This is a genomic window from Xanthomonas sp. D-99, assembly GCF_017746145.1.
Classification (GTDB): domain Bacteria; phylum Pseudomonadota; class Gammaproteobacteria; order Xanthomonadales; family Xanthomonadaceae; genus Xanthomonas; species Xanthomonas cissicola.
Map to the genome: position 1 here is coordinate 46,162 of NZ_JAGHWU010000061.1, position 22,713 is coordinate 68,874.

General features: G+C 65.5%; 14 protein-coding genes. 6 read left to right on the forward strand and 8 right to left on the reverse strand.

All coding sequences use genetic code 11. The annotated features are described in order from the left end of the window. Positions 1 to 83: 83 nt before the first annotated feature. The 3 genes from J7360_RS17820 to J7360_RS17830 form a co-directional block, all read right to left on the reverse strand. Positions 84 to 1,064 (reverse strand): zinc-binding dehydrogenase, encoded by a 981-nt coding sequence (locus J7360_RS17820; protein WP_057660810.1) that lies wholly within the window; start codon positions 1,062 to 1,064, stop codon positions 84 to 86. A 192-nt stretch (positions 1,065 to 1,256) separates the two neighbouring features. Next, a complete protein-coding gene (gene plsB / locus J7360_RS17825) occupies positions 1,257 to 3,923 on the reverse strand; it encodes a glycerol-3-phosphate 1-O-acyltransferase PlsB (RefSeq protein ID WP_057660805.1) in 2,667 nt (888 codons plus the stop codon). After that, entirely contained in the window at positions 3,923 to 4,894 is a 972-nt protein-coding gene (locus tag J7360_RS17830) for a hypothetical protein (protein ID WP_057660802.1), read from the reverse strand. Before J7360_RS17830 ends, plsB begins: the two co-directional genes overlap by 1 nt. A gap of 410 nt (positions 4,895 to 5,304) precedes the next feature. Here J7360_RS17830 and J7360_RS17835 point away from each other — a divergent pair, with 410 nt between their 5' ends. The 4 genes from J7360_RS17835 to J7360_RS17850 all read left to right on the forward strand — a co-directional run bounded on the left by J7360_RS17835 (position 5,305) and on the right by J7360_RS17850 (position 14,545). Beyond that, positions 5,305 to 6,357 (forward strand): LacI family DNA-binding transcriptional regulator, encoded by a 1,053-nt coding sequence (locus J7360_RS17835; protein WP_022560414.1) that lies wholly within the window; start codon positions 5,305 to 5,307, stop codon positions 6,355 to 6,357. Between the two features lie 168 nt (positions 6,358 to 6,525). Further along, positions 6,526 to 9,564, forward strand: coding sequence for a TonB-dependent receptor (locus J7360_RS17840; protein WP_209034366.1), 3,039 nt, complete (start codon positions 6,526 to 6,528; stop codon positions 9,562 to 9,564). Between the two features lie 319 nt (positions 9,565 to 9,883). Next, on the forward strand, positions 9,884 to 12,919 hold the full coding sequence (locus J7360_RS17845) for a TonB-dependent receptor (RefSeq protein ID WP_057660795.1): 3,036 nt from the start codon (positions 9,884 to 9,886) through the stop codon (positions 12,917 to 12,919). 105 nt (positions 12,920 to 13,024) lie between these two features. Further along, complete coding sequence (locus J7360_RS17850) at positions 13,025 to 14,545, forward strand: tryptophan halogenase family protein (RefSeq protein WP_209034368.1); 1,521 nt, start codon at positions 13,025 to 13,027, stop codon at positions 14,543 to 14,545. A gap of 402 nt (positions 14,546 to 14,947) precedes the next feature. Here the strand turns inward: J7360_RS17850 and pyrF are convergent, their stop codons facing one another. Both pyrF and J7360_RS17860 read right to left on the reverse strand, forming a co-directional pair. Then, positions 14,948 to 15,679, reverse strand: a complete 732-nt coding sequence (pyrF, locus tag J7360_RS17855) for an orotidine-5'-phosphate decarboxylase (RefSeq protein ID WP_007965313.1) — start codon at positions 15,677 to 15,679, stop codon at positions 14,948 to 14,950. After that, positions 15,676 to 16,635, reverse strand: coding sequence for a 5'-nucleotidase, lipoprotein e(P4) family (locus J7360_RS17860; RefSeq protein ID WP_209034370.1), 960 nt, complete (start codon positions 16,633 to 16,635; stop codon positions 15,676 to 15,678). The genes pyrF and J7360_RS17860 overlap by 4 nt, the downstream gene beginning before the upstream one ends. Positions 16,636 to 16,836: 201 nt before the next feature. Between J7360_RS17860 and J7360_RS17865 the strand changes: the two genes are divergently transcribed. Then, the gene (locus tag J7360_RS17865) at positions 16,837 to 17,505 is read left to right on the forward strand and encodes a DUF480 domain-containing protein (protein WP_007965310.1); all 669 of its coding nucleotides are present in this window, start codon (positions 16,837 to 16,839) and stop codon (positions 17,503 to 17,505) included. Positions 17,506 to 17,783: 278 nt separating this feature from the next. On the opposite strand, the gene J7360_RS17870 is transcribed toward J7360_RS17865, so the two are convergent. The 3 genes from J7360_RS17870 to J7360_RS17880 form a co-directional block, all read right to left on the reverse strand. After that, entirely contained in the window at positions 17,784 to 18,746 is a 963-nt protein-coding gene (locus J7360_RS17870) for a DUF4272 domain-containing protein (protein ID WP_057660786.1), read from the reverse strand. A 328-nt stretch (positions 18,747 to 19,074) separates the two neighbouring features. Next, positions 19,075 to 19,629 (reverse strand): GNAT family N-acetyltransferase, encoded by a 555-nt coding sequence (locus J7360_RS17875; protein ID WP_057660783.1) that lies wholly within the window; start codon positions 19,627 to 19,629, stop codon positions 19,075 to 19,077. A 76-nt stretch (positions 19,630 to 19,705) separates the two neighbouring features. Continuing rightward, complete coding sequence (locus tag J7360_RS17880; protein WP_057660781.1) at positions 19,706 to 21,682, reverse strand: UvrD-helicase domain-containing protein; 1,977 nt, start codon at positions 21,680 to 21,682, stop codon at positions 19,706 to 19,708. A 205-nt stretch (positions 21,683 to 21,887) separates the two neighbouring features. Here J7360_RS17880 and J7360_RS17885 point away from each other — a divergent pair, with 205 nt between their 5' ends. Next, a complete protein-coding gene (locus tag J7360_RS17885; protein ID WP_005917020.1) occupies positions 21,888 to 22,517 on the forward strand; it encodes a thymidine kinase in 630 nt (209 codons plus the stop codon). Positions 22,518 to 22,713 lie beyond the last annotated feature (196 nt).

Sequence of the window (22,713 nt, forward strand, 5' to 3'; positions counted from 1 at the left end):
GCGCTCGGGCGCGCTCCTCCACTAAGTTGACCGTCTGGCTTTCGACGATGCCGCGTGTGATTGTGTCCGTCGGCTGCGGGGGCTCAGCCTGCGCGCAACAGGATCTTGCCGCGACGCCCCGGTTCGGCGCTGGCGGCGGCTGCCTTGGCGGCGTCCTGCAGGTCGTACACCGCTTCCACCGGCAGGGCCAGGCTGCCATCCAGGGCCGCCTTGAGCAGTTCGCCGATCATGCGGCGCTTGTCCTCGGACTTGGTGGCGGCCATGACCTTGCTGCCCCAGAAACCGCGCACCGTGGCCTGCTTGAAGATCACATCGCCACTGGCGATCTCCAGCGGTTCGCCGGTCATCGAGCCGAACGAAATCAACTCGCCGCCTTCGGCAAGCAAGCCCATCAGCTCGCCTGCCGCCTTGCCGGCAACCGAGTCGATCGCGCGCACGATCGGCGCATCGCCGGCCAGCGCGCGCACGCGGTCCTGCCAACCGTCTTGCGCAGTCGACACCGCATTGCCGATGCCCAATGCCTTGAGTTCGTCCACGCCGGCATCGCGACGCACCAGATTGATCACGTTGATGCCGCGTGCCGCCGCGAGCATGGCGACGGTCTTGCCAACCGCGCCGTTGGCCGTGTTTTGCACAATCCAGTCGCCTTTCTGGACATGCAGGAACTCGATCAGCATCAACGCGCTCAGCGGCATGGCGATGAGCTGGCAGCCACGGTCGTCATCCAGTGCACCGGGCAGTGGGACCACGCCGGTCGCCTCGGCCAGAAAGTAGTCGGCCCAGCTCTCGTGCACGCCGGCAGCGACGACGCGCTGGCCGACCTGCAGGTCCTGGACGCCTTCGCCCAGCGCATCGATCACGCCAGACCCTTCGCTGCCGCCGATCGCCGGCAACGTGGGCTTGTAGCCGTAGTTGCCGCGCACCGTCCACAGGTCATGGTTGTGGATGGGCGAACGCCGCATCGCGATGCGGACCTGGCCCTTGCCGGGTTGCGGTGTGGGCCGCTCGCCAAGTTCGAGCACCTTGGCCGGGTCGCCGAACCGGGTGTGGATGGCTGCGCGCATGCAAGTCTCCTGCCGGCGACGCCCGTGGTGCAACGCAGCCGATCACAGTGAAGGGTGCTGCGATGCTAACGGGAGCGCTGCAAGCGCCCGATGAAACGAACGGAACCGCTGCGTGAAGGCGGCAGGCGTCTCGCCAACACCCCGCCACGCGCCCAACGCCTCCCACAGGGCTTGAAGGCGTTCGCCAACGGCTTACTGCGGTGGCACGACCACGTCCGGCTTCGCCGCTGCCGGGCTGACGCGTTCGATGGTGTGGCGCAGTTCGCGGCCCAGAATGAACTTGGCGTCCTTGGCCCAGGCATCCAGGCGCTCGTCGAACATCAGCTTGCTGTTCTCGTCCGGCCACACCAGGCGCAACTCGCGCAGTTTCTGGATGAAGCCGCGGAACAGCGTCTTGTCGAAGAACTCCGGCGCGGCCGGTGCGTACAGCAGGCTCAGACGCTGCGCGGCCTGTTGGCACAGGCTTTCCAGTTCGCCGGCACCGAGCACGCCGGGGCCGTTCTTCACCAGCACCGAAATGGCGATGTAGTAGCGCTCGAAGGCCTGTTGCAGCGAGTGGCCGATCGCACGCAGGCGGAACACTTCGTCGGTCTGCCCGGTGTTGCGTGCCAGGATCCCGCCGTCGTCGTCGGTGACGTTGAGCAGCAGGCCTTCGCGCACGAACATGTCGATGGTCTGTTCGATGCGTTCGGCAAAGCGGTCTTCGCTCCACGGCAGGAACAACTCGGCCTGCAGGAACGGATACACCGTGCGACCCAGGCGCAACAGACCGGCGCGGCTCATGCGGCGGTTGTTCTGGAAACAGCACGCCACCCACGAGGAGGCCGTGAACAAATGCAGCACGTTGTTGCGGAAGTAGCTCAGCAGCACCGCCGTATCGCCGCTGACGCTGAGCACATCGCCCAGCGGATGCGACACGCGCGTGAGCACGTTGATCTCTTCGGCGTGGGTGATGATGCGCGCGGGCGTATGCGGGGTGACGGTGACGCGGTCCGAGTAGGGCATTTCGGCCAGCAGCTTCTTGCACAGCTCGATCTGCGCGATCAGATCGGCCTCGCCCATCGCGTGCTTGGGCGTGGACAGCAAGGCCAGCGCCAGCAGGTTGATCGGATTGACGTCGGCGGCGCAGTTGATGCGGGTCTGGATCTGCGTCGACAGCATGTCCACCGCGGGCGCCAGCCAGGTGGGTTTTTCGTCTTCCGGCAGCGGCTGGCCGTCCCAGTCGGGCGCGTGCTTGGCCAGCACGTCGTTGAGCGCGATCGGCTCGCCGAAGTTCACCACCACCTGGCCGTAGTTCTGCTTGAGCACCTTGGGAATGGACCACAGCAGGCCCCAGATGGATTCCTTCTCCTTGGGCCGGCCGGTGAGCTCGTCCAGGTAGCTGTTGCCTTCCATCAACTTTTCGTAGCCGATGTACACCGGCTGGAACAGCACCGGCTTGCGCGGCTGGCGCAGATACGCGCGCAGGGTCATCGCGATCATGCCGCCCTTGGGCTGCAGCAAACGCCCGGTGCGCGAACGCCCGCCTTCGACGAAGTATTCGATGGAATAGCCGCCGGCCACCAGCTGGGCGACGTATTCGCTGAGCACGGCCGAATACAGCGCATTGCCCTTGATCGAGCGACGGATGAAGAACGCGCCGCCCTTGCGCAGCAGCGTGCCGACCACCGGCAGGTTGAGGTTGATGCCGGCCACGATGTGCGGCGGCACGATGCCGCGTTCGTAGAGCAGGTAGCTCAGCAGCAGGTAGTCCATGTGGCTGCGGTGGCTGGGCACGTACACCACTTCGTGTCCGGGTGCGGCCTGTTTAAGCTTGTCCAGGTGATGCACCAGCACGCCGGCGTAGATGCGGTTCCACACATGGGTCAGCAGGAAGCTGGCCGAGCGCACCACCGGGCTGGAATAGTCGGCGGCGATTTCCCACGCATAGGCATGCGCCTTGCGCCAGGCATCGACCGGCTTGGAATTGTCGCGCTTGGCCTGGATGGCGATGGCCTCGCGTACCGACTCGGCGGCCAGCACCTGGTCCACCAGCAAGCGGCGGGTAGACAAGTCCGGGCCGATCACCGCTTCGCGGATGCGCCGGAAGTGCGTGCGCAACACGCGCTGCAACTTGCGCAAGGTGCGCTCGGGCGGCAGCCCTTCGGCCATGGTCTGGCGCAGCGAAATCGGCGGAGCGAAGCGCACGATGGTGGTGCGGCCGTTGAGCAAGACCGACAGCAGGCGCCGGAAGCGGCCAACCAGCGCCCAGTTTTCGGAGAACAGCACCGCAAACCAGCCGCTCTGCTTGTCCGGCGCGCGGCCGACGAAGATCGACACCGGCACCAGATGCACGTCCAGGTCGGCGCGCACGCGGTGCGCCTGCAGCAGCTTGGCCAGCGAATCGGAATGGGTCTTGCCGCCGCGCTGCTCGGGAATCAGCGAATTGCTGCTGCTGCGCCGTGAGAGCGCCAGGTAGGCGCGCTTGCGCTCCAGCGGGTCGCCCGGCAACGGCACCAGCGGCGACGGCAGGCCGACTTCGCGACAGGCCTTGTCCAAAATCAGCGCGTTGGACATGCCGTAGTCTTCCAGCACGTACACGACCGGGCGGCCGTCGTCGTAGCGACCGGGCTGGTCCGGCTCGATGGTCAGGCTCAGCCAGGGGTCTGCCAGACGGCCGAGCAGGCGCGCCCACCAGGGGCGCTTGGCGCTGCGCGCAGCGGCAACGCCGGGGGCGATCGATGGCGCAACCGCTGGCGGTACCGGCTCGGCGAGCGGCAATGCCGCCGTCGTGGCGCCGGTGTCGGCTGCGGCAGTGCTGGGCGGGCTGGGCTGGCCGTCCGGAAACGGCAGGGGATTCTGTTCTGGCATCACGGTCATTATCGCCCAGCCGGGCGGTGCCCGGTGTCGGCAGGCTTCGCCGGCGCGGCCGCTGCGGTGTCGGGCGCTGCAGTGGCGCTGGGTAGGGGCGCGGGCTGGGCATCGAGCAGCGCCTGTACTTCGTTCTGGGTCTGCAGCTGGTACCAGTGGCCATCGCGCTTGATCAGCGCAACGTTCAGATCGATATCGTGGGCGGCCAGCGGATAGCGCAGCCGTACCTGGGCGGTGTCGGCATCCTGCTTGATCAACCCGGTCCGCAGCGCGTCCAGGCTGCTGTCGATCGACAGGTCGTAGCGCTCCAGCACCTTCTTGCAGGTTTCCCAGAACGGCCCGAGCCGGCGCAGGCTTTCTTCCATGCCCAGCCGCTGCAGGTCGGCATCGGAGGTGATGCCGGTGGCGCGCGCGGCGGTCGTCAGGTCGGCGATGCTGGCCTTGGCGCGGGGGCGATCGGCCAGCGGCGCGGTGGCAGCCCACGCGCTCAAGGCGTCGACCAACTGCACGTAATGGGCGCGCTGCTCGGGCTGGTAGTCGTTGCGGCTACGCAGGTATTGCACGCCGAACTGGCCCAGCGATTGCGCGGCCTGGGCGATGCCCTGCGCCTGGCCGGCCAGCTGCGCATCGAAGGCCTGCTGCAGGCGGCGTTCGGCATTGGGCGCCGACAACGACCCGAGCAGCGCGCCGACTTCATTGGGCAGCGGCAGTTCGGTCAGCGGCCAGCGGCTTGCACCGCCGCGCCACGCCGCCTCCAGCTGGGTGTATTGCGCAGGCGTTACCCGGATGCGCGCGTATGCCACCAGATCGTTGCGCCGCAGCGGCAGGGTCATCGCCTGCATCGCCGCGGCCGGCTCGGCCTTGGCGCCGGGCAGTGCCGGCGCGGTCTGGTTGCGCTGGCAGCCGCTCACGCACAGCGCGGCCAGCAGCAGCCACGCAGCGGAGTGGAACCGCCCTGCGCGGGCGGTAGGTAGCGACATGCGCACGATGTTCCCCCTGATCGATCGGCGCATCTTGCTGTCTGGATGCATTGGCGGCAAGGCGGGCCTGAACCGTGCGCCAGGGTATGGTGCGCAGATGTTACGTTTTCGTAGTTCCTGGCATGTTGTCGACCAGTGTCCGACATTGGCTGCCGATGTCTTATTCGGACAAACTTGTCCAGCGAGCGGGCTGCAGCCCTTGCGCCACTTGCGTTTGACCTCATGCTGCGGCGCATCATGTAAGCGATTGCAGTTCCTGCTAGCGTGCGCTGCATCTCGCTTGGGGGTCACCATCAGATGGGGCTGATGTCATGCATGTGCCTGTCCGACACGGGCGCTCGGTGCCAGCAGGCCGTGCGCCTTACCCCGGCGCGCGGCGCCACGTGCGTTGACCTGGAGAACGCCACAGCATGAGTCGGCCACGGTCCGAAGGCGGCAGCGTCACCATCAAGGACGTTGCGCGCGAAGCGCAGGTGTCGGTGGCGACGGTCTCGCGCACCATGAACGGGCATCAGCACGTGGCCGAGTCGGTGCGCGAGCGTGTCCTGCAGGTGGCGCGTGCGCTCAATTACATCCCGCACCACGCCGCGCGCAGCCTCAGCAGCCGGCGCACCCACACCATCGGGGTGGTGCTGCCGGACCTGCATGGCGAATTCTTTTCCGAATTGATCCGCGGCATCGATCAGGTGGCGCGCGACCAGGGCTACCACCTGCTGGTGTCCAGCTCGCACGGCGACCCGCAGGCGCAGCGCCGGGCACTGGAGCGCCTGCCCGGGCGCGTGGACGGGGTGGTGGTGATGTCGCCGTCGCTGGGCGATTCGGGCGTGCATGAAGACGCGCTGCCCGGCGGCCTGCCGGCGGTGCTGCTCAATTGCGCGGGTAGCGCGAGCCAGCGCCCGGTGCTCAATGTGGACAACTACGGCGGCGCGCGGGTCATGACCCGGCATCTGCGCGACAGTGGCCACCGCCGCATCGCCTTCATCGCCGGGCCGGACGACAACTTCGATGCGCATGAGCGCCTGCGCGGGTATCGCGACGAACTGGCGCTGGACCCGGCCGTGCAGCCGTGGGTCTTGTCCGGCAACTTCGACGAAGAATCCGGTTACCGCGCCGGCCAGGCGTTGGCCCGGGACACGCGGCCCGACGCGGTGTTCGCCGCCAACGACATGATGGCCTTGGGCTGCCTGTTCGCGCTCGGCCATGCCGGGCTCAAGGTGCCGCAGGACATTGCGCTAGCCGGATTCGACGACGTGCCGATGGCGCGCTACGTGCTGCCTGCGCTGACCACGATGCGGGTGGATATCGCCGGCCTGGGCGCGCGCGCACTGCAGTTGTTGCTGGGCCAGCAATTGGTCGATGCGCCTGCACCGCCTGCCGAAGCCGCACCGCCGGCATTTTCGCAGATGGTTCCGGAGCTGATCGTGCGTGCCTCCAGCGCCGCCCGTAGCACACCCGGACATTGACAACGATGCGCCACATCGCATCTTCACGAATTATTTACGCTTTCTTATGTTTTTTATAACTCTATCGTTGCCGCTACCGCTGCTCGATCGTCCTTGGAAATAACGCGTCACCCTGCGCCACGCCGACCACGCTGCCGGTACGCGCCTGATCCCTGGGAGGGGGAAGTCATGAAGACCTACCGTACCGTCTCCACCCTGCCGGCGCGTCGCCTGCTGTGCTGCGCCCTGGCCGCGTCGTTGCTGGCTGCCAGCCCGGCCATGGCGCAGTCCAGTAACGCCACCCTGCGCGGGCAAGTGGCCGCGTCCCAGGCTGGCACTACCGTGACCGCCACCAACGTCGCCACGGGCACGACGCGAAGCGTGGCGACCGGGCCGGACGGCAGTTATGCCCTGGTTGGCCTGCCGCCGGGCACCTACAAGGTGGATGCCGGCCCGGGCACCGAGAAGACGGTGACCTTGTCGGTGGCCTCGTCGGTGAGCCTGAATCTGGGCAGTGGCGGCGAGACGACCACGCCCGCCGATGGCACCGCCACCACCCTGGACACGGTCAAGGTCACCGCCACCTCGCTGCAGGAGGTCAAGACCTCTGAAGTGGGCACCAATGTGTCGCTCAAGCAGATCAACACGGTGCCGCAGCTGACGCGCAACTTCCTGGAGTTCGCCGACACCGTGCCCGGCATGCAGTTCGAGACCGACCCGAACGGCAACAGCCGCATCCGCGGTGGCGCGCAGGCCAGCTCGGCGGTCAACGTCTACATCGACGGCGTGGGCCAGAAGAGCTATCTGTTCGGCGGCGTCTCCGGCCAGGAGCAGAGCGCGGGCAACCCGTTTCCGCAGCTGGCGATCGGCGAGTACAAGGTCATTACGTCCAACTACAAGGCCGAGTTCGACCAGGTGGGGTCGGCGGCGATCGTGGCCTCCACCAAGTCTGGCGGCAATGAGTTCCACGGCGAGATCTTCGGGCGCACCACCAACACCGATTTCCGCGCGCGTCAGGCCGACGAGCGCGCCGGTGCGCCCAATGCCGACGGTAGCAAGCGCCAGACCCACCAGGACGAATACGGCATGGCCTTCAGCGGGCCGATCGTCAAGGACAAGGCGCATTTCTTCGTCAGCTACGAAGGCAAGGGCTTCGAGGTGTCGGCCAACCCGGTCTCGGTGCCGGACAGCTTCAGCGCATTGAGCGACGACCTGCCGGCCGGCGTGCAGAGCCGCCTGGGTTCGGTCACCCGTCCGTTCAAGGAAGACCTGTACTTCGGCAAGATCGACTGGGACGTTGGCGAGAACGATCGCCTGGAGTTGACCGCCAAGTACCGCGACGAGAAGAGCCGCGACGACGTGGGCGACCGCAACACCGCCATCGCCGGCAAGAACAACCTCAACACCGAAGAGCGCTACGACCTGCGCTGGCAGCATTTCGGCGAACGTTACGTCAACGAGGCGCGTGTCTCCTACGAGGACGTGCTGTTCAACCCCAATGCCTTCACCCTGGGCAACCAGAACATCTATACCCGCGGCGTCGCCGAAGACGATGTGCTGATCCGCGACAACGCCACCAGCGGCCTGGCGATCCAGCGCAAGGGGCAGAAAGGCCCGAGCTTCCAGAACGACCTGACCTTCAACAGCATCGACTGGCACGGCAGCCACGTCATCAAGATGGGCGTGAAGTACAAGGAAGTGGAGCTGACCCAGAGCGAAAACGCGGCGGTCAATCCTTCGTTCTACTATTCGGTGGCCGATGGCCTGGGAACCTCGGCGATTCCGTACCAGGTGAAGTTCAATCTGCCGTTTGCCGGTGCGGCGCCGTCGGTGACAACCAAGAGCAAGCAGCTGGGCCTGTACATCCAGGACGATTGGGACGTCAACGACAAGCTGCAATTGAACCTGGGCGTGCGCTGGGATGGCGAGAAGATTCCTTCGTATCTGGACAACGTGACCCCGCCGGAAGTGGTGGCGGCCTTGAACGGCCCCGGCACCGACCCGACGGTGAGCGCCACCTACGCCGAGCAACTGGCCAAGGGCGGCGTCAACATCAACGACTACATCAGCAACGGCCATAACCGTAAGCAGGACAACAACAACTTCGCGCCGCGCCTGGGCTTCTCCTACGATTTCCGCGGCGACGAATCGCTGGTGTTGTTCGGCGGTGCCGGGCGCAGCTACGACCGCAACCTGTTCGACATACTGGGACTGGAGCAGGTCAAGTCGGCGCTGGCGCAGTACACGCTCCGCTTTGCCGAAGCCGCGCCCGGCTGCACGCCGGCGCCGGGCACCTGCGTCAACTGGAATCCGGCCTACCTCAGCGATCCGGCAAGCCTCGGCAGTCTGGTCAATTCAGGGGTGCGCAACGGTGAAATCGACCTGCTCAACAACGATCTGAAGACGCCTTATTCCGACCAGTATTCGCTGGGCCTGCGCACGCGGCTGGGCGAATGGAACACCTCGGCCACGGTGTCCTACATCCATAGCAAGGACGGTCTGATCCTCACCTTGGGCAACCGCTACCCCAATGGCGATTTCTTCCAGAATGGCGGCCAGCCGTGGAACGAGAATCCGCCGGGCTTCGGTTCGCTGCTGATCGGCAATAACGGCGTGGAAACCAAGACCGGCCAGCTGCTGCTGTCGGCCGACAAGCCCTATACCCAGGAAAGCGGCTGGGGGTTGACTGCGGCCTACACGTTCTCGCGCGCACGCGGTAACCGTGGCAACGATGATCGCTACGGGTTCGATGCGGCTACCATCGCCGACTACCCGTTCCTGGATCTGAACGCAGTGCCGCGCCATCGCCTGGTACTGACCGGCATCTACGATCTGTTCTGGGGCATCAGCGCCTCGGCCAAGCTGACCCTGGCCACGGTGCCGCCGCGCAATGAAGCGGTGTCCTACGACCAGTACGGCGGCCAGCCATCGGACAACATCCGTATCGTCTCGGTGGATGCACCGGGCGGCAAGTTCATCGCCGGCGGCGACATCTTCGGCACGCGGCAGCTGGATTTGTCGCTGTCCAAGGATATGCATGTCACCGAGGCGTTGACCGTGCAGGTGCGCGGGGATCTGATCAATGCGCTCAACTTCCGCAACTACGACCAGTACGCCATCGACTGGGGCCAGAACGGCGTCTACAACCCGCGCGCCAGCATCAATCAGTACGGCGCGCTGTCCACCTCGCCGCGGACGCTGTTCCTGAGCGCACGCATCATCTGGTAAGTCGCTAGCAACCCCGCCAGCGATGCCAGCACAGGGAGGCCGCCTGTGCTGGCCTCCGCGCACGGCACGCATCCTGGTGCATCGTTGGTCTTGCATTGCCCGGTGATTGCCGAGGCGCTGCATCGGCCACGCACCGCCACTGCTTCACCCATCTCGACCCGTGCCTGAAGGAGCAAGCACCCGTCACCGCAGACCCTTGTTGTTCTTGCAGCCCTCGCGGCTGTCGTTGCCTGTTGTCCCTGTGTTCCACACCAAAGCACCAACCCAACGCGCCAGTCACTGCACTGCGTCGCGCTTTACCCCTGGGAGGGGGAAAGTCATGAAGAATCACCGCACCGTCTCCACCCTGCCGGCGCGCAGCCTGTTGTGCTGCGCCCTGGCCGCCTCGTTGTTCGCCACCACACCGGCCATGGCCCAGTCCAGCAACGCCACGTTGCGTGGCCAGGTCGCTTCCGCGCAGAACGGCAGCGAAGTCGTCGTCACCAACATCGCCACCGGCTCGGTGCGGCGCGCGCCGGTCAATGCGAACGGCAACTACACCATCGTCGGGCTGCAGCCGGGCACCTACAAGGTCGAATCCAACGGCATCAGCCGCACGGTGACCCTGTCGGTGGCCTCCAGCGCCACCGTCGATCTGGGCACCGAGACGGCCGCTGCGCCCGCAGGCGATGCGACCACGCTGGATACGGTGACGGTCAGCGCGCCGATGATCCGCGACGTCAAGACCTCGGAGGTGGGCAACACCATCAGCGCGCGTCAGATCCAGCAATTGCCACAGGCCACGCGTAACTTCCTGGAGTTTGCCGATACCGTGCCGGGCATGGTGTTTCAGGTCGATGGCAACGGCAACACCAAGCTGCGCGGCGGTGCGTCCAATGCCAGTGCCGGCAATCTGTACATCGATGGCGTGGGCCAGAAGAGCTACGTGCGTAGCGGTGGCGTCGCCGGTCAAAGCGATACGCAGGGCAACCCGTTCCCGCAGCTGGCGATCGGCGAATACAAGGTCATTACCTCCAACTACAAGGCCGAGTACGGCCAGATCAGTGGCGCGGCGATTACCGCGGCCACCAAGTCGGGCACCAACGAGTTCCACGGCGAAGCGTTCTATCGCTATACCGATCAGGATCTACGCGACAAGCGGCCCGACGAAGAAGCCAACGGCAAGATCGATTCGCAGACCAAGGAATACGGTTTCGCGCTCGGCGGGCCGATCATCCAGGACCGCATGCATTTCTTCGTTGCCTACGAAGGCAAGGAAAACGTGGCGCCCAAGAGCGTGCAGCCGAGTTCCGAGGCGGCGGCGTTCGTCAGCCAGCTGCCGGCCAACCTGGCCAGCCAGTATGGCCCGGCCAATATGCCGTTCGAAGAAGACCTGTTGTTCGGCAAGATCGACTTCGAGCCCACCGATCGCGATCGCATCGAGCTGAGCACGATCTACCGCGACGAGACCCAGACCGCCAACGTCGGCGGTACCAACACGCTCGCGCAGGCCACCGACAAGATCAACAAGGACAAGCGCACCAACCTGCGTTGGCAGCACAGTGCCGACAACTGGTTCAACGAGGTCATCGTCGGCACCGAAAATTCGGAGAACAACCCGACCCCGCGCACCCTGGGCAACGGCATCGTCTACACCTATTTCCAGCCGCGTTCCGGTTCCACCGATATCGATGAGCGCACGTTCCTCACCACCGGTTCGGCTGGCGGCAAGAACGCGCAGCGCAAGAGCCAGAAAGGCTGGTTCATCCAGAACGATCTGACCTTCACCAGCTTCCAGTGGCATGGCGAACACACCATCAAGATGGGTGTGAACTACAAGGACATCGAGCTCACCTCGCAGGATGCGGCGGCGTTGAATCCGCAGTTCAGCTATCGCGTCAGCAATGGCAGCATTGACGCCACACCATACCGCGTGGACTTCATCGCGCCCTACACCACGCCAGGGCAGCGCGCCACGGTGGTCTCCCCGTCCAAGCAGTACGGAATCTATCTGCAGGACGACTGGGCCGCCACCGACAAGTTGATGATCAACATCGGCGTGCGCTGGGATTACGAAGACACTCCGGCCTACACCAACTTCGTCACCTCCCAGGCCTTCGTCGACGCGCTGTATGCCAACGATGCAGAAAATCCTGGCCAGCCTTGGGCCAATCGTCTGCTGCCCAGCGGCATCAATGTGGCCGACTACATCAGCACCGGCAACAACCGCAAGAACTTCAAGGATGCCTGGGCGCCGCGCTTCGGTTTCTCGTATGACATCTTCGGCGACGAAGCCGCCATCGTGCATGGCGGTGCCGCGCGCTCCTACGATCGCAACCTGTTCGAACAGTTGGCGCTGGAAACCAGCAAGGCGGCGCTGTCGCCGGTGGCGGTGTATTTAGAAAATCCGGCCACCGGCACCTGCTATCGCGCCGATCGCACCTGCGTGGCGTTCGACCCGCGCTATCTCAACGGCATCGATCAGCTCAACACCATTCCCGGTGTCGCCGGCAGCGCCGAGCTCTTCATGTTCAACAACAAGCTCAAGACGCCGTACAGCGACCAGTACAGCATCGGCATCACCAACCAGGTGGGCGACTGGCTGACCGATGTGACCTTCCAGCGCATCCTCAGCTACGACGGGTTCGCGATGGGTCTGATCAACCGCTATCCGGATGGCTCCTACTTTCAGAATGGCAACGTGCCGTGGGGCGAGCCGGTGCCGGGCTACCAGAACACCATCCTGGGCAGCAACGGCCTGGAGCAGCGCAACAGCCAGGTGCTGTTGTCGGCCGACAAGCCGTACACCAAGGAGTCCGGTTGGGGCCTGACCTTGTCCTACACCCACACCAGCGCGCGCCAGAACCGCAACATCGATGAGCCTTACGGTTTCGACAAGGCCACCATCCGCGGCTATCCGTTCGTCAAATCCGATGCCGTGGCCGCGCATCGCTTCGTCGCTTCCGGCTCGATCGACGGCCCATGGGGCGTGACCTTCGGTGCCAAGCTGGTATTGGCCACGCCCGAGCCGATCAACACGATCGCCTGTTTCGGCTTCACCGATCCCGATGGCGCGACGTGCCAGCAGGTCGGCGTCACCCCGCCGGGCAGCGGCAAGTTCCTGGTCGGCGGCGATATCTGGGGCTACCGCACGGTGGACTTCCAGGCCACCAAGGAGTTCACCGTGGCCGGCGACTTCAAGCTCAATGCACGTGTGAACCTGCTCAACGCATTCAACTTCAAGAACTACAGCGCGTACGCCTACAACGGCTTCGGTAGCAATGGTCAGTTCGCTCCGGACATCGCCATCAACACCAGCGGCGAGATCAACTACGTGCCACGCAGCGTCGTACTGGAGATCGGCGCCAAGTTCTGATGCGTGCCTTGCCACATGCGCCGGGACGGGCGTGTGGTCTGTCGAACGGGGCCAACTGGCCCCGTTCGTGTGTCCGTCCGCTGTCTTGCTCAGGAATGCATCGACATGATTCCCGCTCCACTTCGCAACATCGTCATTGTCGGCGGCGGCACCGCCGGCTGGATGGCGGCCGCCGCGTTTGCGCGCGTGCTTGGGCCCACCTTCAAGGTGCAGCTGATCGAGTCCGAACAGCTGGGCACCGTCGGTGTGGGCGAAGCCACCGTGCCGCACATCAAGGCCTTCAATAACCTGCTCGGCATCGATGAGGCCGAGTTCGTGCGCCAGACCCAGGGCAGCTTCAAACTCGGTATCGAGTTCGTCGATTGGCAACGCCCCGGCAGTACGTACATGCATGGCTTCGGCACCCAGATCGGGCACCCGCTGGGGCTATTGCCGTTCCACCAATACTGGATCAAGCAACACGCGCGCGGTAAAGCGCAGCCGCTGGGGGCGTACACGCTCAACACCGTAGCGGCCACGCGCGGCAAATTCATGACCTCCGCCGGCGATGTGCCGGCCAACTCGCCGCTGGCCAACATCGCTTACGCATACCACTTCGATGCCACGCAGTACGCGCACTTTTTGCGCCGGTATTCGCAGCAGCGTGGCGTTAGCCGCATCGAAGGGCTGGTCGAGCAGGTGCAGCTGCATCCGGAAAGCGGCCATGTGCAATCGCTGCAGCTGGCTTCCGGGCAGGTGGTGCATGGCGACTTGTTCATCGACTGCTCCGGCTTCGGTGGGCTGCTGATCGAGCAAGCGCTGCACACCGGCTATCACGATTTCACCCATTGGCTGCCGTGCGATCGCGCGCTGGCGGTGCCCTGCGAAAAAGTGGGCCCACCGACGCCGTACACGCGCTCCACCGCGCGCGCAGCCGGCTGGCAGTGGCGCATTCCGCTGCAGCACCGCACCGGCAACAGCTATGTGTATTGCAGCGCACACATCAGCGACGACGAAGCTGCCGCCACGCTGCTGGCCAACCTGGACGGCAAGCCGCTGGCCGACCCGCGCCCGCTGCGCTTCACCACCGGGCGGCGCAAGCAGTGCTGGAACCGCAATGTCGTCGCGCTGGGGCTGGCCAGCGGATTTCTGGAGCCACTGGAATCGACCAGCATCCATCTGATCCAGTCCGGCATTTCCAAGTTGCTGGAGCTGTTTCCGCGCGAGGGCATCAGCCCGGTGCTGGTGCAGCGCTACAACGACCGGCTGGCATTCGAGTTCGACCGCATCCGCGACTTTCTGCTGCTGCACTACCACGCCACCGAACGCGACGACAGCGCGTTCTGGTGGCATTGCCGCCACATGCCGATCACCCCCGAGTTGCAGGCCACGCTGGACCTGTTCCGCGACAGCGGGCGCTTCTATCGCAACGCCGAAGAGATGTTCGCCGAGATCAGCTGGGTGCAGGTACTGGTGGGCCAGGGCATCCTGCCGCAGGGGTATCACCCGCTGGTGGACCAGGTGCCCGACCGCGACGCCGAAGGCTTCCTGGCCAGCGTGGCGCAAACCATCTCGCATTGCGTGGATGTGATGCCGAGCCACCAGCAATTCATCGACCGCTATTGCAAGGCAGCGACGTTGCCGTAACTGCCTTTTTGCACTGCGCTTGTACTGATGGTGGCGGGGCAGTTACGGATGGCCGATCACGGATGCACAGATCAAGCATGCACTAACGGCGCAGTCCGCTCGGACGTCCAGGCGATGCATGCTCGCCTGGTGCCGCCAATAACCCGCCATTCGCTGCCATCACGCGACCAGCCATTGCCGTCGGTGGCCGCGACATGCAACGTGACGGCCAAAAAAAAAGGATCGGGCACAAGGCGCGATCCCTTCGAAAACCGGGACAAGCCCGGTGGACAATGAGTGACACAGCTTCCGATTGACATCGGACGCCGGGATGTTAACGAGTCTTTCACGTTAAAGCAATGCTTTAATTGTCGCTGTCTAAGCCATTGATTTGTTTGCGAGCTAACAACTGTTATAGCGAGATTAGTCTCCGTTCTGCGTCAGTGCCGCGCGGATCTCCGCCTGGATGGCGGTAGCCGCCGCTGCAGGGTCGCTCGCCAGGCGGATCGGGCGGCCAACGACGATCGCGTCGGCGCCATCGGTCAATGCCTGCGCCACGCCGACCGTGCGTTGCTGGTCGTCGCCGACCGGGCCGCCAGGGCGGATGCCGGGGCAGACGATCGAGAAGCCCGGACCGGTGGCACGGCGGATCGGGCCGGCTTCCTGCCCGGAAGCGATCACGCCATCGATCCCGGCGGCCTGCGCAGCCAGCGCACGTTCCACCACCACGTCCACCGTTTCGCGGTCGATGCCCATTGCCGCCAGGTCCGGGCGGCCCATCGACGTCAGCACCGTGACCGCCAGCAGGCGCATGTCGCCGTGGTTGGCCTCGGCGGCAGCCTGCAGCATGCCCGCGTGCCAGCCGTGCACGGTGCAATAGCTCACCGGCCACTGCGCCAGGCGGCGAATCGTGCCGGCCACGGTGGCAGGAATGTCGAAGAACTTGAGGTCCACGAACACGCGCTTGTCGCGCCTGGCCAGCGCATCGAGCACGTGGAAGTACTCGCCCGATGCCAGCAGCTCCATACCGATCTTGTAAAACGACACCGAATCGCCGAGCCGGTCCACCCAGGCGATTGCTTCGTCGTGACTGGGCACATCCAGCGCGAAGATCAGCCGCTCATGCGCGGCCAGCGGCAATGGCGCGCGGCTCATCGGGCCACCTCCAGCGCAGCGCGCTTGGCGTCGTGGCGCGTTTGCCAGGGTTGCGCGTAGTCGTTATTGAACTGCGCCGGCTCCCAGCCGCCGTAGCTGGGGTTGGGCAGCATCCACCACCGTTCGCCGAACCAGTCGTGATACTGCTGCAGCAGCGCGCCACGCGCTTGGCTGGTGTTGGCGGTGACTTGCACGAAGTCACCTAGCTGGTCACCGAACTGCATCAGCACGCGGTACTTCTGTCCGGCCAGCTGGCGGCGGCAGTTCTTTTCGCTGCCGTTCTGCTCACAGCCCTGCACCACCGTGCCCAGGCCGAGAAACACGCTGTCGTCGGCCACCGGCAGGCCCACGCTGCGCAGGTTGGCCAAGGTGGCGTCCTTCAGGTGCACGGCGCGGTTGGAGATGTAGATCAGGGTGATGCCGCGCGCATTGGCGGCCTTGGCGAAATCCACCACGCCGGGGATGGCGGTGGCTTTCTTCTCGGCCACCCACTGGTCCCAACTCAGCTCGTCGTATTCCTTGCCATCGCGCAGCAGGCGCGCCTGGTACGGCGAGTTGTCCAGCACGGTCTCGTCCACGTCCAGCACCACGGCCGGCTTCAGTCCGGTGGCGGCGTTGCCGCGTTCTTCCGGCACCAGCGCATCCCAGTTGGGCTGCTTGAGCGCGTCATCGAGCTTGTCGGCAGCGGCGCGGTAGGTCTGCTCGGCCACGGCGCGGTATTCCTCCGAGCGCTGCATCCACAGCACTGCGTTGAGGTTGTCGTCGCCAGCCGGTGCGGTGGTGGTCGACGTCGCGGCCTTGCTGACCGCAACGCTGGCGTCGGCATTGGCAGTTGCGGTGGCTTTCTGCGCGTGCGGGGCTGGCTGCGTGTCGGCGGGCTTGCAGGCGCTCAGGGCCAGCGCGGTGCAAGCGATGAGGGACAACGGTGCGTAAAGCGAGGGGCGCATGGCATCCACCGGGACAGGATCGGCAATAAAGCGTGCGATTTTAGCCGGTTCGCGTCGCATCGCTCGCGGATGTACGGACCCGTTGCCGGCGCGCGACGCTGACATGCGCGATACCGTCGATGCCGTCGGCCAGCTTGCATGGCGTCGCAGCGGAAGAACGCCGGCAGCGGATCGGCATATCCTTGTGCGCTGATTGCCCCGGAGTCACCCATGACAGAGACCTCGCCCCCGCCCGTCCTCGACACCGCCCAGGCCCGCGTGCTCGGCTGTTTGATCGAAAAAGAGGCCACCACGCCAGACGCGTACCCCCTCACCGTCAATGCCGCACAGGTGGCCGCCAACCAGAAGACCGCGCGCGAGCCGGTGTTGAATCTGCAGACTGGCGTGGTGCACCACGCGCTGCGCCAGCTGGAAACCCTGGGCCTGGTGCGCCAGCAGTTTTCTTCGCGTGCCGAGCGTTACGAACACCGCCTGGGCAGCGTGCTGGATCTGACCCGCCAGCAAGTCGCACTGATCGGCCTGCTGTTGTTGCGCGGCGCGCAGACGCTGGGCGAGCTATATGCACGTAGCGAGCGGCTGGCGCGTTTCAACGACGCCGACGACGTGCGCCATCACCTGGAGCGGCTGATCCAGCGTGGCCTGGCCGCACAACTGCCGCGCACCAGCGGTCAGCGCGAAGATCGCTACGCGCATCTGCTCAGCGGCGAACTGGATGTGGAGGCGCTGCAGGCCGCCGCCGCGCGAGCGGCACCGAGCGCGCGCAGCGGCGGCGACACCAGCGAGCTGGAAGCGCGCATGCAGGCACTGGAAGCGACGGTCGTCGAACTGCAGGAAGCGCTCGCGGCGGTACAGGCGCGGCTGGACGCAGCTGGCGCCTGATCTATCGGCAGCACCCGCCGACGGCTGCAATGACAGTGCGACAGGTGTGCTGCAGCATCGGCGCCTGTTGCCTTTAATGATACGGCCGTCGCCGGATCACAAAACACGCACCACCGCACGCAGAGGCATGCGGCATCGCCCGCCAGATCCACCTTGCCCTTGTCGCCCGGCTGCACCGTGTCAGTCTGTGCACGTGCCGGATGGATGCACGGCAAGTCCCCCCGCGTCCGTGCAACCGCACTGCCCGCGCTCGAACGCCGGGTTGGGGCACGCCAGCTTCAGGTCGGCGTCTCCACCTCGTCCCACTCGGCATCTTCAAAGTGCAGTAGCCAATTGAGCGCGTAATGTCGCTCATACACCACGCCCGGCACGATGCCGGCGGGTAGCGGCTGACCGGATCGGCCGGCCTGGCGGACCGCCCAGTGCAGGCGCAGGTGGCGGTCCAGCGTGTCGAGCAACTCGGGGAGCGGGCGTCGTGCCAGCGTCGTGCGCTCGGCGGCTTGCGCGTTGTCCAGCGCGCGCTGTGCGGCCAGGGCTTCGTAGCGCCAGCCGAAGTTGGCCAGCGCCTGCGCATCCGGTGCTGCCTGGGCGAAGAAGGCGCGCTCCTGCGGCGACAGCGCCGCGGCCACGCCGGGAAGGCGCGTCTCCACCTCGTCCAGCGACGGCGGCGTATCGCCTGTTGCCAGGATCTCCGCACGCAGCGCCACCGCAAACAACGCCAGCATGCGTCGACTGACGACTGCCGCATCGCGCACGCGTGCTTCGGCCTCGCCGGGCACCGGCGGCAGGCTGGGCGGCACGCGGATGCCTTGCGCGGTCAGCAGGGAAGATTGCTGCGCGCGCCGCTGCAACGCATCGGGCGGATACGGCACCTGCGCATCGTCGTCGATCGCCGGCTCGCCCTGGCTGATCAGCACCCGCCCGTGCGGGTCGCGCACGCTGCCATCGGCCAGGAAACACACCGCATTGGCCTGCTCGGCCCACTGCGCCAGCGCGCCGAAGTCCGCATCATCGACCTGGAAGCTGAAGTGCTGCCGCACCCGCTGCACATGCCGCATCAGGTGATAGCGCGATTGCGTCATCTGCCCATCGCCGGCCTGATTCACGTAGCCGACGAAGCCATGCAAGTGATCGACCAATGCCGGATCGGCATGGTCGCGGTGCTGCACGGCAGCCTGCGGCAGAAAGTCCGGCCACAGCGGCGTGCGCAGCGTGGAATAGGCATTGACCAACAGTGACATGCAAGCATCCTTCGGAGAGCGACCAACTACCCGATCATGCGTCCGCGCGGTGGTGCGCTGTGTCGACCAGAGCCGATGCAGGCGCAGCCTCAGCAACAAAAGCCGCTGGCGAAACGTGCCAAGTCCTGGTCCGGAGCATGGACGGCGCGCAGGGCGCGGAGCGTGGATGCGGACGCGCCAGTGCCCAGCCATGGCCGCGCCCGCCCGACGGCAAGCACCGTCGTTGCAGGCGCCCCGTTCCAAGCACGCCCTGCGCATCGACGCTGCAGCTACCTACGCAAGACTACCGGTCGCGCTGCCCGTTGAATCGGTGCGTCAAGCCTGCTGCTCAACCCGCCTTGCCCACAGGCCCAAGATCGATCCCGTAATACAGCACTGGCGCGGTCTCCGGGCTCAATACACGCAGGCCCTGCTGCTGCAGTCCGAGCTTTTCCAGCGCACGGATCGATTCGGCATTGTCCGGCGAGACGATCGCGCACAACTGCGACAAGCCCAGCACGTCGCGCGCATAGTCCAGCACCGCGCGGCCGGCTTCGGTGACATAGCCCTTGCCGCGATATGCAGGCAACAGCGCAAAACCAATGTGCGGCACCGGCAAGGTCTCGCGACACAACAAGCCCAGCGTGCCGATAAACGCGGCGTCCTCGCGCGTCTCCACCGCCCAATGCGCAAACCCATACCGCGCGTGATGTGCCTGCGCCCATTCGCACAGATGCGCGCGCGCCTGCTCGCGCGTGCGGATGCCGCGGTCGTTGATACCGGCGATAAAGCCAGGGTCGTTGACCAGCTCCAACATCGCATCGGCATCGCGCTCGGGGTCGAGCGTGCGCAAGCGTAGTCGCGGGGTTTGGATCACAACGGTCACGGCACACTCCGGCATCATGAAAAACCAGACTGCCGTGCCGGCGCGTCACTGGCAAGCGATGAGCGGCAGTGCGCGTGCTACGGCGCACTGCGCGTCAGTCGAACAATGCCTGGATGGCGGCCAATCCCGCACTGGCGCGTTCTTTCTTGCGCTCGGCGTCGGCCACCGGGTCGGCGCCATCGCGCTGCAGTTCTTCGGCTGGAATCTCATCGAAAAACCGGCTCGGCTTCAGTCGCACATGCTCACCGAACTTGCGCGTCAGCTTGCTGTGACTCATCCACAACTGCTCCTTGGCACGGGTGATGCCCACGTACAGCAGGCGGCGCTCTTCCTGCAGATTGCCTTCTTCCAGGCTCACTTCGTGCGGCAGTACGCCGTCCTCGCAGCCGACGATGAAGACATAGCGAAATTCCAGTCCCTTGGACGCATGCATGGTCATCATGCGCACCTGGTTGCCGCCATCGTCCTTGTCGTTGCGCGACAGCAATGCCAACTGCGCAGCCAGATCGCTGGCGCTTGCACCGCGCGGACCACCTTCGAACCACTCGGCCAGTTCGTCCAGATTGCGCTTGCGCCGCTGGAAACCGGTCTCGTCTTTGGATTGATTGCGCAGATCGTTGAGCAAACCGGACTTGTCGGCCAGCAGGCGCACCAGCTCGCCGGCCGGCATGCTGGACGAGTGCTCGCGCATGTCGCGCAGGATGTCGGTAAACGCACTCAAACCATTGGCCGCGCGCGGCGGCAAATGCTGCAGGGCGCCCATCGACTCGGCTGCGCGCGACATCGGCACCGACTTGGCGCTGGCAAGCTCGGCCAGACGCGCCAGCGAGGTCGCGCCGACTTCGCGCTTGGGCGATTGCACGGCACGCAAGAACGCCGCGTCGTCGTCCGGATTGACGATCAACCGCAGCCACGACAGCAGATCCTTGACTTCCTGCCGCTCCAGAAACGCGGTACCACCGGGGAGGTGATATGGCACGCGCAGCAGCTGCAGCGCTTTTTCCAGCGGCCGCGACTGAAAATTGCCGCGGAACAGAATGCAGAAATCGTTCCACGGCACCTGCTTGGCGGTGCCCAGGAACGAGATCTCCGCAGCGACCTTTTCGGCCTCGTGCTCGCTGTCGCGGCATTCCCACACGCGGATGCGCTCGCCGTCGGCCTGGTCGCTCCACAAGGTCTTCAAGTGTTCGTGCGGGTTATGCGCGATCAACGCGTTGGCCGCGCGCAGCACACGATTGGAGCAGCGGTAGTTCTGTTCCAGCTTGATGATTTCCAGTGCCGGATAGTCGCGCGCCATCTGCTGCAGGTTTTCCGGATTGGCGCCGCGCCAGGCATAGATGCTCTGGTCGTCGTCGCCCACGCAAGTGAAGTTGCCGCGCGGGCCGGCCAGCATCTTCAACAGCCGGTACTGCGCATCGTTGGTGTCCTGGCACTCGTCCACCAGCAGGTAGCCGATGCGCTCGCGCCAGCCCATCACGATGTCTTCGTTGGCTTCCAGGATCTGCACCGGCAGACGGATCAGGTCATCGAAATCCACTGCGTTGAAGGTGGTCAGCCGCGCCTGGTAGCGCTCGTACAAGCTGGCCGCTTCCTTTTCGCGGGTGCTGCGTGCGGCCGCCATCGCCTGTTCCGGCGACAGGCCGGCGTTCTTGGCGCGCGAAATCAGGTTCTTGGTGTCTTCGATCGCATCGGGCTTGGCGCCATGCATCAGGTCCTTGATCTGCGCAGCGGCATCGTCCGAATCGAAGATCGAAAAGCCGCGCTTCAAACCGGCGGCGGCATGCTCGATCTGCAGGAACTTCAGGCCCAGCGCGTGGAAGGTGCAGATGGTCAGGCCGTCGGCACCGTCGCCGCGGATGCGTTTGGCCACACGCTCGCGCATTTCCTTGGCGGATTTGTTGGTGAAGGTGATCGCGGCGATCCGTTTGGCCGGATAGCGGCCGATGGCGATCAGATGCGCGATCTTTTCCACGATCACACGCGTCTTGCCGCTGCCGGCACCGGCCAGCACCAACAAGGGACCTTCGCAGTGCAACACCGCGGCGCTTTGCGGGGGATTGAGACCGTACATAGTGGCTTCCGACAGAGCGCGCCATTGTACCGGGGCTGCTTGCGGCTGGCCGGCACGATGGATTCATGTCTCCAGCACCGCTAGCCCTTGCCTTAGGCCGGGGGCTGCGCTTCCACCCACTCGACGGCGGACATTGGCCCCGCCTGGCCGCGCCAACGCAGCACACAGGTGCCGCATCCTGCCGCCCGGCCGGTAAAATCGCCCGATGGCCAAGCTCTATTTCTACTATTCGGCAATGAATGCCGGCAAGACCACCACCTTGCTGCAATCGGCGCACAACTACCGCGAGCGCGGCATGCGCACGCTGATCCTTACGCCCAAGCTCGACCACCGCGCCGGCAGCGGCGTGGTCGCCTCGCGAATCGGCCTGCGCGCGGACGGGCGTATCTTCGAGCGCGACACCGAGCTGCAACAGCTGGTCGAACGCGACATCCACAACGACGGCGCGTTGCACTGCGTGCTGGTGGATGAAGCGCAATTCCTCAGCCGCGCCCAGGTCTGGCAGTTGAGCGAGGTGGTCGACCGTCTGCGCATTCCGGTGCTGTGTTACGGCTTGCGTACCGATTTTCGCGGCGAGTTGTTCGAGGGCAGCCAGTTCCTGCTGGCCTGGGCCGACGAGCTGGAAGAGATCAAGACCATCTGCCACAGCGGCAGCAAGGCAACCATGACCGTGCGCGTGGATGCGCACGGGCACGCGGTGCAGGACGGCCCGCAGGTGGAGATCGGCGGCAACGAGCGCTATGTGTCGGTCAGCCGGGCCGAGTTCAAGAAGATCATGCGCGGCGAAGGCCGCATCGATCCGCTGCAGATCGCCTTGCCGCTGCCGGTTGCCTAGCGCCGGGGCCGGGTAACGCACCCGCAGCCATCCGCGCCCCCGTGGTGCATCCAGGACGGCAGTACCCCGTGAGCAGCAGCATTCGGGCGCATCCTCGTTTGCGCTGCGCTATCGCGCTGGAAGCAGGGCCTACACATCGCAGTTGGCCGTTCGACAGCCCCAGAGGCCCCACCGCCGCGTTCGTCGACAGCCACCC

What these genes read in the sequence shown, in the direction of transcription:
- J7360_RS17820 (WP_057660810.1), bottom strand. Translation starts at nt 1,064, where the DNA reads ATGCGCGCAGCCATCCACACCCGGTTCGGCGACCCGGCCAAGGTGCTC.
- plsB (WP_057660805.1), bottom strand. Translation starts at nt 3,923, where the DNA reads ATGACCGTGATGCCAGAACAGAATCCCCTGCCGTTTCCGGACGGCCAG.
- J7360_RS17830 (WP_057660802.1), bottom strand. Translation starts at nt 4,894, where the DNA reads ATGTCGCTACCTACCGCCCGCGCAGGGCGGTTCCACTCCGCTGCGTGG.
- J7360_RS17835 (WP_022560414.1), top strand. Translation starts at nt 5,305, where the DNA reads ATGAGTCGGCCACGGTCCGAAGGCGGCAGCGTCACCATCAAGGACGTT.
- J7360_RS17840 (WP_209034366.1), top strand. Translation starts at nt 6,526, where the DNA reads ATGAAGACCTACCGTACCGTCTCCACCCTGCCGGCGCGTCGCCTGCTG.
- J7360_RS17845 (WP_057660795.1), top strand. Translation starts at nt 9,884, where the DNA reads ATGAAGAATCACCGCACCGTCTCCACCCTGCCGGCGCGCAGCCTGTTG.
- J7360_RS17850 (WP_209034368.1), top strand. Translation starts at nt 13,025, where the DNA reads ATGATTCCCGCTCCACTTCGCAACATCGTCATTGTCGGCGGCGGCACC.
- pyrF (WP_007965313.1), bottom strand. Translation starts at nt 15,679, where the DNA reads ATGAGCCGCGCGCCATTGCCGCTGGCCGCGCATGAGCGGCTGATCTTC.
- J7360_RS17865 (WP_007965310.1), top strand. Translation starts at nt 16,837, where the DNA reads ATGACAGAGACCTCGCCCCCGCCCGTCCTCGACACCGCCCAGGCCCGC.
- J7360_RS17870 (WP_057660786.1), bottom strand. Translation starts at nt 18,746, where the DNA reads ATGTCACTGTTGGTCAATGCCTATTCCACGCTGCGCACGCCGCTGTGG.
- J7360_RS17875 (WP_057660783.1), bottom strand. Translation starts at nt 19,629, where the DNA reads ATGATGCCGGAGTGTGCCGTGACCGTTGTGATCCAAACCCCGCGACTA.
- J7360_RS17880 (WP_057660781.1), bottom strand. Translation starts at nt 21,682, where the DNA reads ATGTACGGTCTCAATCCCCCGCAAAGCGCCGCGGTGTTGCACTGCGAA.
- J7360_RS17885 (WP_005917020.1), top strand. Translation starts at nt 21,888, where the DNA reads ATGGCCAAGCTCTATTTCTACTATTCGGCAATGAATGCCGGCAAGACC.